General features: G+C 37.5%; 12 protein-coding genes, 3 pseudogenes and 1 other annotated feature. Of the genes and pseudogenes, 8 read left to right on the top strand and 7 right to left on the bottom strand.

The annotated features are described in order from the left end of the window. Positions 1-13 precede the first annotated feature (13 nt). Entirely contained in the window at positions 14-991 is a 978-nt protein-coding gene (locus tag ACQQ2I_RS13145) for a phosphotriesterase family protein (protein WP_431027246.1), read from the bottom strand. 311 nt (positions 992-1,302) lie between these two features. Between ACQQ2I_RS13145 and ACQQ2I_RS13140 the strand changes: the two genes are divergently transcribed. The 5 genes and pseudogenes from ACQQ2I_RS13140 (at position 1,303) to ACQQ2I_RS13120 (ending at position 6,206) form a co-directional block, all read left to right on the top strand. Further along, complete coding sequence (locus ACQQ2I_RS13140; RefSeq protein ID WP_431027245.1) at positions 1,303-2,532, top strand: acyl-CoA dehydrogenase family protein; 1,230 nt, start codon at positions 1,303-1,305, stop codon at positions 2,530-2,532. A gap of 428 nt (positions 2,533-2,960) precedes the next feature. Further along, positions 2,961-3,212 (top strand) — a binding site (T-box leader). Between the two features lie 84 nt (positions 3,213-3,296). Continuing rightward, positions 3,297-4,511: a tyrosine--tRNA ligase gene (gene tyrS / locus ACQQ2I_RS13135; protein ID WP_431027244.1), complete on the top strand. Its 1,215-nt coding sequence runs from the start codon at positions 3,297-3,299 to the stop codon at positions 4,509-4,511. Positions 4,512-4,562: 51 nt separating this feature from the next. Further along, a pseudogene (locus ACQQ2I_RS13130) lies at positions 4,563-4,727 on the top strand (RNA polymerase sigma factor); the annotation flags it as partial. A 196-nt stretch (positions 4,728-4,923) separates the two neighbouring features. Next, a complete protein-coding gene (locus ACQQ2I_RS13125) occupies positions 4,924-5,358 on the top strand; it encodes a hypothetical protein (RefSeq protein ID WP_431027243.1) in 435 nt (144 codons plus the stop codon). Between the two features lie 212 nt (positions 5,359-5,570). Further along, the gene (locus ACQQ2I_RS13120) at positions 5,571-6,206 is read left to right on the top strand and encodes a hypothetical protein (protein ID WP_431027242.1); all 636 of its coding nucleotides are present in this window, start codon (positions 5,571-5,573) and stop codon (positions 6,204-6,206) included. Between the two features lie 739 nt (positions 6,207-6,945). On the opposite strand, the gene ACQQ2I_RS13115 is transcribed toward ACQQ2I_RS13120, so the two are convergent. Then, complete coding sequence (locus tag ACQQ2I_RS13115) at positions 6,946-7,098, bottom strand: YpzG family protein (protein WP_391372398.1); 153 nt, start codon at positions 7,096-7,098, stop codon at positions 6,946-6,948. A 249-nt stretch (positions 7,099-7,347) separates the two neighbouring features. On the opposite strand from ACQQ2I_RS13115, the gene ACQQ2I_RS13110 reads away from it, so the two are divergent. Next, positions 7,348-7,794, top strand: a complete 447-nt coding sequence (locus tag ACQQ2I_RS13110; protein ID WP_431027241.1) for a hypothetical protein — start codon at positions 7,348-7,350, stop codon at positions 7,792-7,794. Positions 7,795-7,846: 52 nt separating this feature from the next. Here ACQQ2I_RS13110 and ACQQ2I_RS13105 read toward each other — a convergent pair whose 3' ends face one another. The 3 genes from ACQQ2I_RS13105 to ACQQ2I_RS13095 form a co-directional block, all read right to left on the bottom strand. After that, positions 7,847-8,674, bottom strand: coding sequence for a flagellin (locus ACQQ2I_RS13105; protein ID WP_431027240.1), 828 nt, complete (start codon positions 8,672-8,674; stop codon positions 7,847-7,849). Between the two features lie 72 nt (positions 8,675-8,746). Beyond that, positions 8,747-9,601, bottom strand: coding sequence for a hypothetical protein (locus ACQQ2I_RS13100; RefSeq protein WP_431027239.1), 855 nt, complete (start codon positions 9,599-9,601; stop codon positions 8,747-8,749). Continuing rightward, entirely contained in the window at positions 9,594-10,097 is a 504-nt protein-coding gene (locus tag ACQQ2I_RS13095; RefSeq protein ID WP_431027238.1) for a sigma-70 family RNA polymerase sigma factor, read from the bottom strand. The genes ACQQ2I_RS13100 and ACQQ2I_RS13095 overlap by 8 nt, the downstream gene beginning before the upstream one ends. A 398-nt stretch (positions 10,098-10,495) precedes the next feature. Between ACQQ2I_RS13095 and ACQQ2I_RS13090 the strand changes: the two genes are divergently transcribed. Both ACQQ2I_RS13090 and ACQQ2I_RS13085 read left to right on the top strand, forming a co-directional pair. Then, complete coding sequence (locus ACQQ2I_RS13090) at positions 10,496-10,789, top strand: hypothetical protein (RefSeq protein ID WP_431027237.1); 294 nt, start codon at positions 10,496-10,498, stop codon at positions 10,787-10,789. Between the two features lie 133 nt (positions 10,790-10,922). Then, positions 10,923-11,228 (top strand): hypothetical protein, encoded by a 306-nt coding sequence (locus ACQQ2I_RS13085; protein WP_431027236.1) that lies wholly within the window; start codon positions 10,923-10,925, stop codon positions 11,226-11,228. A gap of 53 nt (positions 11,229-11,281) precedes the next feature. On the opposite strand, the pseudogene ACQQ2I_RS13080 reads toward ACQQ2I_RS13085, so the two are convergent. Both ACQQ2I_RS13080 and ACQQ2I_RS13075 read right to left on the bottom strand, forming a co-directional pair. Continuing rightward, positions 11,282-11,404, bottom strand: a pseudogene (locus ACQQ2I_RS13080) (AsnC family transcriptional regulator); the annotation flags it as partial. A 601-nt stretch (positions 11,405-12,005) separates the two neighbouring features. Beyond that, positions 12,006-12,214: pseudogene (locus ACQQ2I_RS13075) on the bottom strand (AsnC family transcriptional regulator); the annotation flags it as partial. Positions 12,215-12,289 lie beyond the last annotated feature (75 nt).

Here is a 12,289-nt window from a genome sequence, read left to right as displayed (position 1 = left end):
ACACATCCCTCCTTTAGCTAGTAAAGATGTTTCTTGGATTATCGATCAGAATTTGGTCAAATTGCTCAGCTCGAACACCACATTCTTTTAATTGCGGGATGATGTTATTGAATAGGTGCTCAATATCCCAATCTTTCACTAACTCTGCTAAGGCAGGAGGGAATACAGTTGGTGCGCCTAACCACACATTGACTGTGTCATGTGATAATGTCAGTTGATTTGCATAGCCACTATTAATAAGACCTGATAGCACTAAAATTCGATCTTTATCCATAGGTGCTCCTACAAAACCTTGAATGCCTAAGCGGTCAAAGCCAACATAAACCCCGTGCTTTAGCGTTTCTAGCTGATAGCGAATATCTGTATTGCCGTCCATATGACCGATGACAATTTTCTTTGGATTAGCCCCTAGCGAGACAAGTAATTCTGCTTGTTCAGGCCCCATTGTCCCTTCTTGTGTATGCGTAATGATGGGAATATCTTGTTCTTGTTGTACGCGAGCCGCTACTGTAAAGAACATTTGTTCATAAGGCGTAATGACATCTTTACTTGTCCCAAGCTTAATGACGCCAGGCTTAATACCTGAATCGCCAATGCCGTTTTCAAGTTCATTTGTAAACATTTCATATAGCTCATCTTCTGCCGTTCCAAGAGCTGCTTTAAATTTGAAGTACGCTGGTGCTCCTTCACCTTCGTAATAATAGCCAGTTGAACAAATAATATGGACACCTGTTTGACGGGATACTTCGGCTAATGCTTCAGGATTTCGTCCGCAATCACTTGGTGTTGCATCGACAATTGTTTGTACGCCGTGTTTTTTCGCACGATTCGCAATTTCAATACCTTCTGTCACAAGCTCATCAAACGACTTTTTATAGGCAGGATTACCATCAAACCCTGGATATCCGAAGAAAAAGTGCTCATGCATTAATGTTTTCCCTAAATCCGCTGCAGCGACTGGCCCTAATACGGTATTCACAAGCTTACTCAAATGAAACGCCCCCTAAAAATAATTTAGTATAACTACTGAGGTTCAACATCAAAATATGTTCTTGATAAAAAAAGATAGTACTTTAAAAGTACATGGAGTGAAGGGCGGTGACTCCAGCGGAAAGCATCCGCCCGTAACGAAATATGCGGTCAAGTACACATTTAGGTGAAGAACCATTACTGAAATATATAATTAAAGTCTTTAATAAATTACTAAAAGAATAAAAATTATTGATTTTTCATATATTAAATTAGTGCGTAGTAAAGTTCATAGTAAGAGAGTTTTGTATAAAATAAAAAGGGGTGTATAGTATGATGATTGAATTATCAGAGAAAGTGAAAGAGTTACGTGAGAAGTTACTACTATTTATGGATGAGCATATTTATCCAAATGAAGCAGTGTATGAGCAACAACTAGAAAAAGCTACCTCGCGTTGGACAATTATGCCGATTATTGAAGAATTAAAAGAGAAGGCAAAAGCACAAGGGTTATGGAATTTATTTTTCCCAAATGAAGCGCACGGGGCTGGCTTAACGAACTATGAATATGCATTTTTATGTGAAATTATGGGGCGTTCACTCATCGCACCGGAAGTATTCAATTGTAATGCACCGGATACAGGGAATATGGAAGTACTCCATCTATATGGTACAGAAGAACAAAAAGAGAAATGGTTAAAGCCACTTTTAGCAGGAGAAATTCGCTCTGTTTTTTCAATGACTGAGCCTGCAGTCGCTTCATCCGATGCTACAAATATTCAAGGCAGTATCGTACGTGATGGTGATGAATATGTCATCAATGCACGCAAATGGTGGACAACAGGGGCAATGGACCCACGTGTAAAAATTGCGATTGTTATGGGGAAAACAAACCCAAATGCGCCTACACACAGCCAACAATCGATGATTTTAGTACCATTTGACACACCAGGCGTAGAGATTATACGTCCACTTTCGGTATTTGGCTATGATCATGCACCAAATGGACATGCGGAAATTCATTACAACAATGTGCGTGTACCTGTAGAAAATATGCTTGTTGGTGAAGGGAAGGGCTTTGAAATTGCGCAAGGAAGACTGGGACCTGGACGTATTCACCACTGTATGAGAGCAATCGGTGCGGCAGAACGTGCATTAGATTTAATGATTGAGCGCGCGGATGAACGAGAAGCATTTGGCACAAAACTAATTGACAAAGATGTGTTGCGTGAGCAAATTGCTGAAAGCCGAATCGAAATTGAACAGGCGCGACTAATTACATTAAACGCTGCTCATAAGATGGATATTGCTGGAGCAAAAGCCGCTCGAAAAGAGATTGCGATGGCAAAAATCGTCGCACCAAGAACATGTCTGTCTGTGATCGACCGAGCTATTCAACTATTTGGTGGTGCAGGTGTTTCTCAAGATACAGTATTGGCAGAGCATTATGCCAATGCCCGTACCCTGCGCATTGTTGATGGACCAGACCAAGTACATTTACGAGACATTGCAAAACTAGAAGTTCGCGAACAACAAAGTCGCCAAGTATTTGTAAAGAACTAATGTCATAATGGTTCATCAACACTGCACTAACTTAATATATTATCAGATGTGTTAATTATACAAATATTGGTATGTAATTAGCGCGATTTTTTAGTGGAATGGTTGATAAAAGGTGCTTGCTCGTTGATTGGAGCGGAGGCGACTCGACTCCTGCAGGAACAGCATGAGCTGAAAATCCATTTATTTCGGCAATAGCCGAAATAAATTAGTTGAAGCCGTGCCTGCGGAAAGCGAGTCAGCCATAGCGGAAATCAACATGCATGATATATTGTATTATTTTAACGTTCAGTATCTAGAATAGGAACTATAAAGCTAGTAGTTCTCATAATAGAGAGAAAGAATTGATTGACAACTAGAAAAGATTCGCTACAATGAAATGTAATATCTGCATAACGAAGAATTGTATGAATACAATTCGGAGTATAAGAACAAAGGCTATGATAAGAAAGAGTAGCAGTCACGTAGACATTCAGAAAGTTGCCGGTTGATGAGAGGCGCATGTTGAACGATTGTGAATACATCTTGGAGCTGCGTACCGAATGGTTTTTCCCTAGTAGGCTACGACGGTCAGCACCCGTCATCATGTGCACAAGTATCGTCTAATAGACCGTACTTTTAAGGCAAGTAATGTAAGTTACTTGTGAATTTAAGGTGGTAACACGAGTGAAATCGTCCTTTTGGTGAATCCAAAAGGGCGTTTTTTTATCTTTGTTTCTTATAGAGCTTGCAAATATTAGAAATAATATTTCAAGGAGATGTGAAGTATGTTAGTTCACCCGAATAAACAGATAAAAATCATTATGAAAGGTGTACAGCAAGTGGTGGATGAAAACGATCTACTTGCTAAGCTCGAAAAGTCGTATGCGTTGAAAAAGCCTCTCACGATTAAATTAGGATTAGATCCATCTGCCCCCGACCTACATTTAGGGCATGCAGTCGTACTGAGAAAAATGAAGCAAATGCAAGATTTAGGGCATCAAGTTATCATTATCATAGGGGATTTCACAGGGCGTATTGGCGATCCGACTGGAAAAGCAAAAGGTCGGGTGGCATTAACTGATGAACAAGTAAAAGCGAATGCGCTAACATACTGTGAGCAACTTTTTAAAATTTTAGATAAGGAAAAAACAACGATCAGATTTAATAGTGAATGGCTATCGAAACTTACATTTGAAGAAGTAATTAAATTAGCTAGTACTACATCTGTTGCGCGTATTTTAGAACGGGATGATTTTCAAAAACGCTACAATCATCAAGTGCTAATTGGTCTTCATGAATTTTTCTACCCGCTAATGCAAGCATATGATTCAGTTGAAATAAAAGCAGATATTGAACTTGGAGGAACAGATCAAACATTTAATATTTTAATGGGCCGTACACTTCAAAAAACATGGGGGCTAGAAAAGCAAGTCGCCATTTTTATGCCACTACTTGAAGGATTAGATGGTGTTGAAAAAATGAGTAAAAGTCTTGGGAATTACATTGGCGTACAGGAGTCAGCAGAAGTGATGTTTAAAAAAGTGATGGAGGTGCCAGACACACTAATCATTAAATACTTCGAACTGGCGACAGACGAACATCTCGATGAAATTGAAAAAATGAAATTATTACTGGAGCAAGGTAAAAACCCAAGAGATATTAAATTTGAATTAGCAAAAATCATTACAAATCTATACCATAGTGAAGCAGAAACAGAAAAAGCAATTGCTTACTACAAAACAGCATTTGAGCAAAAGGATACTCCTGAACAGATTCCACAGTTGCTAATTGAAATAGGGGCAGAAACTATTCAGCATATCATTCCACAGCTCGTTCGAATGGGCATGGTGAAAAGTAAAAGTGAATTTATCCGCCTAATGAAACAAAGCGGTGTCCAAATTGATAAAGAAAAAATCAGTGAAGATGATTTAGACCGTGTATTAATCAATAATGAAGTGATGAAGATTGGCAAGAAGAGATTTATTCGCTTTATCAAATAAAGAGGCAATCCACATGAAAACGGATTTGAAAAAAATCCGTTTTTTTTCGTCCTTTTAGAAGGATTGAACATTAAGAAAATTGCTGCTTTGTTACAAGTCCCAGAGAGTACCGTAAAATCCCGCCTGTCGAAAGGGCGAGCACAGTTAAAAAAAAAGCTGAAATTCATTGAGTGGATCGCAAAAATCGCTCATTTGTTCCTCTTTCATTACAAATAAATTTGAACGGAAATAAACCTCAAGTTATGGTGATAATTCTCTTCATGTGTTTTTTGTAAAATGAATAACTGTGTAATAATAAATCACTAAATTATACATATTATGGTTTTTAGGTAATTAGTCTGTCGTATTATTCCGTTCTTTAATGTATATTGTATCTGCCTGTTATACTCATTTAATAGAAAAGAGGAACATAATGAAAAGGGTTATTTTATTGGTGTTATTTTCCGTTTTTCTGATTGCGTGCAATTCTAGTATGAGCAATGCTCATGAAGTTCCATCTGGAAAAATGATTATAGACAATCAGGAATATCCTATGGAATCTTATCAATACGAATGGAAAGAAAAAAATATTGAAATGAAACATATCCCAGTTAACACGATATACGAGCGAGCTGAGGAACTTCAAAACATATCTGTTGCTAAAAATAGTAAATTAAAATTCAGCTTCGAAAAAAAGCCGCTCTCCATTTTAGTGTATCAACACGATCAAGAGAAGAAACTTACAACAGTAGATGTGAAGGAAAATGAGCTAACACTACCAGCTGATGAAGGGTATTACATGTATGAAGTAATGGCAGAATGGCAACAAGGTGTAATCACTTTTATATTCGATGTTGAGGTAAAATAATGAGGTAGGCAGAAGTGATATGACCAGATTACATTTTGATAAACTTGGAGCATAACCTCTCGGATTTTTCGGTTTTCTTCTATAATTAATTGTGAAATTTTAAAACTATCATAAAATCAAATCCAAATGTATAACCTATTATTTGAAAAAATGTTTTTTGTTATAGTATAGTAATACGGTGCTTACAAATCTTTTCGAAAGAGGCGATACAATTGACGGAATTGAAGAAAATGACAATTCATCGTGCATTAACAGAACTAAAGATGTTACATAACCGAATTGAGAGCGCTACAGGACAAGTAATGGCTGCCGCAGCCCATCGCAAAAGCGAGACAAAAATCAGTGGTGTTGACATAGATGAGTTTATGAAAAATATGCAAGGCTCATATGATAAAGTAGTAGGGTTAATCGCCTATCGAAATCGATTAAAAGCATTAGTTGTGGAATCAAATGCGAAAACAATAGTCAAAGTCAGTAACCAACAAATGACGGTTGCAGAAGCGATTGAACGAAAGCAATCGATTCAATATGAAAAAGAGTTATTGGGCATGATGCATAAGCAATATATTAGTGCAATGCAAAGAGTAGCAATGAACAACAATGCCTTACCCGAAAAGCTTGAAACATATTTAGTGAATATTTTAGGGAATAAAGACAAGCAATCACCTGAAGAAGTAAAGCTACATACGGAAACCTTTATGAAACGGAACGAGTATGAATTACTCGACCCATTAAATGTAAAGAAGGTAATCGATACATTAGAAGCGAAGATTGACGAATTTGAATCAGAAGTAGATGCGGTACTCTCTGAATCAAATGCGACAACATTTATCGAAGTACAACAATAAATCCTTTGCATAGTCTTGCGAAAACAGAAAACGATTAGTCACTCGTTTTTGGTGTGCACGAGTTAAAATAATGAACACCAATTTAAAATACTTTTAATCAACTAATACACTTAATAAAATAAAGGCTCAAAGCTTAAAGTTTAAAAGTTAAAATTCACGCTTCAAAGTTCTTAAAACATCAACGTTAAAAGTTTAACGCTAAAGCCTCTTTCAAATCCTGGGGCACTGGTTGAGGTAATGACTAATCAGGACCATCTGTAATCCGCCAGGCAGTTTGTACTGTGCATATACATATAGAAAATCAAGATTGCTCATTATGTGATCTTGATTTTTTTATTTTAGTATGAAAGCAATGAATAATTTTCTTTTTTTGAGCTATACAATCAATAAGCAGAGAGGGGAGGCTACTCATTTGTCCATCGCCAATATTATTGGAGTGTTATTTTTCTTTGTGATGTTTATCCTCGGTATGATATTTTCCGGTCAAATCCCGCTTTTAATTATTGTGGGAATTGTCGGTTTAGTTGGCACTTCCTATTTTATAATACGTATTGTCTCCGCTATGCTGCGGGATATGCGAAGGAGGAATTCGTAGCTGGGTGCCACCGAGGTACCACCATTGTACCGGGGATGTACCGGGTACGTACCAGCGTTGTACCACCTTTCTCCCCGGTACAAAACAAACAAAAACCCGGAAACTAAATTCCGGGTTGGATTTCACTGAATTCTTCATAATATTTTAAAACTGTCGAGCTTTTGCTTCTGATCTCAATATTTGGTTATGGAGAGAAATCTCCGTTTGTCCATTTACTTGAGATTTAGCGTGCTTGATATTGGTCCAGTTCTGGTGGATCTTCTGAGATTTTGGATCTAAATAGTCCTTCTTGCTCATCGGTATCTCCTCCTTAATAATTATGAAGATTTCTAATGTGAAACCGCAGTTAGTATAACTCTATTTGTCGATATTATGCCTCTTAACATGACTCTATTAAAAAAAACTATTACTAGTGTTGCAAACAAATACGTAAACCAACTTCCTTTATATACCAAAATATTTTTAATAAATTCAAAAATAACGTAACTTTCTCTCCAGTTAACAGTCTAAATTTATAACAAGAACGAACGGCAAAGGAGGGAGCGTATGCGGAGTAAACCGTTAGTAGCTGCTACAAGTTTACTAGTTACATTCATGATTTTTTATTTACCGAGCCAAGCATTAAGTACAAGTTGGGCGTATTCATTTGTTGTATGGGATGACCATCTTTATGTCATAAGTGATGAGTACGTCACACATATAAATGATGAAATTGGTCATGTAACGAACTATTCGGATATGGAACAGTATGGTGGCAACTTTTCAAACACCTATAGAAAAGGAACAAAATACTATTCAATTGAAGGAATTAGCACAGATGTAGCAATCGCTGTAAACGAAGGGAATGGAAAGTATAGAAAGGCTGTAAGGGAAGGGGAGTACACTTACAACAGAGGAGTATCCGCCTATACAATGTCTGTTTTAGGTACGATAGCAGTCCTACTCATTTTATTTCTTGTTTATACGCGCTTTTTTCAAAAAGAAGTAAGGTAAAAGAAAGGTGCCTAGTTGTCTTTTCTAAGCGAAGGCACCTAATCGACTATTGTTATTTTGGATTCAACAACTGCAAAATGGAAAAAGCTTGTTGTCTATGCAAAGTCATTGCATACATAGCCGCTTGCATCAAAATACTTGCCTTTGTCATATTCATCATTTCTTTTGCAATATCAGCATCACGAATGCGAGATTCAGCAGCTGTTAAGTTTTCTGCTGTGTTTTCAGTCACATTATAGGCATGCTCTAAGCGATTAGAATAAGCACCTAATCGTGCACGCTCATGGGATACATTTTTTAATGAGTCATCTAATGCTGAAATGGCTGCATCTGCATTTTCTCTCGTTTTTATATCCAAGCCATCGAGACCAATTGCTGCTCCGCTCATACCATTAATAAAAATATCAATAGACTGTCCACTATTCGCACCGACTTGAATTTTGAGTGGGTCACTAGCATGATCCCCATTTAATAGTGTTTTTGTATTGAATTCTGTATCTTTTGACACACGTGTGATTTCTTCTTTTAACTGCTGGAATTCGATGTCGAGTAGCTCACGGTCTGCATCAGTTAGCGTGTCATTGGCAGCTTGTACGGATAGCTCACGCATGCGTTGAATCATCGCATGTGTTTCGTTTAAGGCACCTTCTGCTGTTTGCAACAAGGACATCCCGTCTTGAATATTTTTACTCGCCATATTTAACCCTCTAATTTGAGCCCGCATTTTTTCAGAAATAGCCAACCCTGCTGGATCGTCAGCGGCACTATTAATACGATACCCCGATGAAATGCGGAGAAGAGCCTTATTCATCGCATTCATATTCCGCTGGTAATGACTATACATCATCATCCCCATTGCAGACCAATCGCCAATACGCATATTGCCACCCCCTTTCCATATTGTATCGGTATTTCCATTTTTATATAAAGACTAGCTAGTACTATATTTTTTTTACCAAAGGTATTGTGGATCATCCGTAAACTGAGCTAAATATGGAGGCAGAACAATACTGAAAATAACGGAGTACCAACCCAATATCCCAATTAAAATAGATAACGGAATACCTAGTAATCCAAATACAACATACCCTAAAAGAAATAGCCCTGAAGCAAGGTAAAACTTTCTTTTAGATTGTTTTGTAAGATAAAGTCTTTCATCGCAATACGGACATGTTTCCTTAGCAGAATATCGCAGTCTCCTAATGATGAATTTTTTTGGTAACGGTTCTTTGCAACATGGGCAAGTAGGATGAGGCGCATCTTTTACAACCCATAATAAAAGAAGTGTGGCATGAATGTTATAAAGTAACAGGAAATAACCGTGCAGGATAGAAAGGGATTCCGTTACGATTACAGCGCCACTTGCTATACATAAAAACAGTCCAATCGCAAAAATAAACAAAATCAAATGGTGATTTTTCTTGAATGTCAATAAGCGTCGACCATATTGAATAGCACGTGCATTATTCCAACGTGTAGATTTGAATAGTAAAAGAACAGCGAATACGCCGGCTAATACAAAAGAGATGAGTGTAGCAACACCCCATTGGATTATATTTTTCGGCATGTCACTGATAAATGATTCACCTGCATCACTCGCTGTAACGATCGCATTTTCACTACTAGGCTGTAGTGAGATAAATAATAGAAAAAGGGTCATTGCTATAAATGAGGTGAGGACAGCAGGATATGTATAGTTTTTTGGCGCACGTTTTGTATAAATCGTTGTTTGTAGCTGCTTTTTTTGTGCGGCCGATAAACGGATTTCTTTTAGCTGTTGTTCAAATTTATTTAACTCATTATTCATCAAATAACACCTCCCAGTCGATTTTAGCAAGTTTTGGCTTCAGCTCCTGACGAGCACGTTGTAATCGAGATTTAATAGTCGATTCCGGTGTAGCAAGAAATTGTGCAATCTCCTTTGTCGTCATATGCTCATAGTAATAAAATAAGAGCACCTCTCGATATTTAACAGGCAATGTTAACACAGCTGATACGACTTCACCCCGTGTTTCCTTTTTCAAAAGCGGTTGATCGGCTCGCTCCACCTTTGACTCAAATAGCTGAAATAATGGTAACGACCGTGCCTTCCAGCTTCGTAAATAATCATAGCTCCGATTAATCGTCATTTTCACTAAATAGGTTTTCAAGGAACTTTTTCCTTGGAATTGTTCACGCTTTTTGTAATAAGTAAAAAAGACATCCTGCACAACTTCCTCTGCTATTCGCTCATCCTTCACATAAATGAAAGCAATTTGATACAAGTAATCACTATAAGTCTCAATCAATTGTTCCAGCTCCATTCGGCAACCTCCTTTCTACTATAATAGACGGATAGTAAATGGATTTGGACGAAAAATCCATGAAAATATAAAATTTTACCATTTTATATATCATAGAAAGTCGAATTTTGCGTGTAGGGGGATTTTCAATACTACTAAATTTTAGATAAACCAACAGCTGGACTTGATCCAAATGAACGGATTCGGTTGAGAGGGATTTTGTCCCGCATTAACGGGCAGTAAGACTCCCACCTCAAGGTTTAAGAAAGTCGAGAAGCGTAGGTAGGAGATCAACTGCCCGTAAAAGCCCGATTGGTGAAGACTAACAATCAGTGGGGATGAAGAAAACCCCCACTGATTGAAGTTTCACTTTATCGACACTTGCGCAAAATAAAATAATTTTATTGTCGACTCATATTGTGTCAGATATCGAGTATATTGCAAAAAACGTAATTTTTTTAAATCACAGCAAAGTGATTCAACAGGCCCCACCGAAACAATTAGTAAATGAATTGGAAGGGAAAGTTTGGGAATGTGCGATTTCTGATCAGGAGTTTGCTACTTATCAGGTAAGCTATGCCATTTCCAATATCCAATACAATCAATCTAGTATTACGATTCGATGTATATCACAAGAAAAGCCGCATACAGCAGCTATAAATGTACAACCAAATTTAGAGGATAGCTATGTGTATTATTTTGGCACGCACTAATAAATGAAGCGAGGTGATAAGTGTTTTTTGATGTTTTGGGCAGGTATTATGATCATCTATTAAGGGAGGAGAAGCAATGAGAAATGTGGCGAGTCTTCTATTGGTAGCCCTTATATTGTTGGGGTCACCATTTTTGAGCAATCAGGAAGTTCCATCCATCTTATTTTTATTTATTGGTATTGTCCTTCTCATTACAATAGTAGCGATTGTATATATCCACCAAGCATATCCAAATAAACATAAAGCAATGCTGAAGTTGAGTGTGTATGTCTTTATTGTTGTCATATTTGTGCCTTGTTTTGCAAGGATAAACATTTTGGACGAGACGATAACGGATTGGACATTCATCCGCTATTTAGCGATATTTATCACTGCACCGATCATTATAGTAAGTACCGTTATTTTTGGTTATCGTCATAATTTAATGTTGAAAAAATAATACGATCAACTGCCCTTCGAATAATAGACAGTATTATTCGAGGGGCAGTTATTTTATATATTTTGAATCACAAAAGGTTCAATTACTTTTTTCTCGTGTGAAGATAGCACGATATTCGTCGAAGGTGTGCCGTATTGCATGGATGCATCGATAAAGTGTTCTAAATTTTCTACAGAATTAAGTAGCTACTCATAACGAGCAAATTTATAAACACATATTACCAGTTGGGTAACCGTTGATTTCCGCTCCATTCGGCTCGCTTTCCACGGGCATAGCTTCAGCCTCCTCGTCGCTCGTACCTCGGTGCTCCTGTCGCTGCGCTTTCGTCGCAAATAAATTTCCTGCGGGGTCTTCAGCTCATGCGATTCCCGTAGGAGTCTCGCCGATTCCGCTCCAATCAACTGGCAAGTCATTTTTGATTACGTTTTTGCTAAAAACATGCTTCTATACAGGAAATATTTTGAGAATCAACACACCTGGCTAAAAATAAAGAAAGATTCTCATGCATGACGGTAGAGACTAGGTAATTATACTTGCAAATAGAGAGAAAATGATTTCTTTTAGATAAGAGAACTATTTTTCTAGCACATTGAGAAGCATTGACTTTTGCCGTAGCGCGCCATAGCCACAGGAGCCGTAACAGGAGATCCAAACAGGCCGCGCCTGTTTTAGCTCCTGTGTAGGCTGTGGCAAAGCGCGGAGGCTATGATACAAACCTTTCACTGTTTAAATGGGGTTTTTAGGATGCATTTTTGCTCATTTAGAGTAGCTACTTTTGTTTGCTAATGCTTTACAATTTTTTGATTTAAGCACTACAAGGGCACAAATCGGACGGTTCATTTTTTTGAGAGAGACATGTGCATAATAACCTTCAATCATTTGTTGTTCCTCTAATTTAACACAGCTAGAGAAGATAAATGAACAGCCACCGCTAGTTCCTTCGTCGAAATTTTTGCATTCCCCCTATGATATTTTGATCCATATATTTCTGTATTAGAGCATATAAGTTAAGTACTTAACAGCAATATATACAGTAGGGTTTTATGAAAAGGAGGTAAGTT

This window comes from Lysinibacillus sp. LZ02, assembly GCF_050613145.1.
GTDB lineage: Bacteria > Bacillota > Bacilli > Bacillales_A > Planococcaceae > Lysinibacillus_B.
This window is presented reverse-complemented; position numbering and strand designations above follow the sequence as displayed.

What these genes read in the sequence shown, in the direction of transcription:
- ACQQ2I_RS13125 (WP_431027243.1), top strand. Translation starts at nt 4,924, where the DNA reads ATGAAAAGGGTTATTTTATTGGTGTTATTTTCCGTTTTTCTGATTGCG.
- tyrS (WP_431027244.1), top strand. Translation starts at nt 3,297, where the DNA reads ATGTTAGTTCACCCGAATAAACAGATAAAAATCATTATGAAAGGTGTA.
- ACQQ2I_RS13105 (WP_431027240.1), bottom strand. Translation starts at nt 8,674, where the DNA reads ATGCGTATTGGCGATTGGTCTGCAATGGGGATGATGATGTATAGTCAT.
- ACQQ2I_RS13115 (WP_391372398.1), bottom strand. Translation starts at nt 7,098, where the DNA reads ATGAGCAAGAAGGACTATTTAGATCCAAAATCTCAGAAGATCCACCAG.
- ACQQ2I_RS13110 (WP_431027241.1), top strand. Translation starts at nt 7,348, where the DNA reads ATGCGGAGTAAACCGTTAGTAGCTGCTACAAGTTTACTAGTTACATTC.
- ACQQ2I_RS13140 (WP_431027245.1), top strand. Translation starts at nt 1,303, where the DNA reads ATGATGATTGAATTATCAGAGAAAGTGAAAGAGTTACGTGAGAAGTTA.
- ACQQ2I_RS13100 (WP_431027239.1), bottom strand. Translation starts at nt 9,601, where the DNA reads ATGAATAATGAGTTAAATAAATTTGAACAACAGCTAAAAGAAATCCGT.
- ACQQ2I_RS13095 (WP_431027238.1), bottom strand. Translation starts at nt 10,097, where the DNA reads ATGGAGCTGGAACAATTGATTGAGACTTATAGTGATTACTTGTATCAA.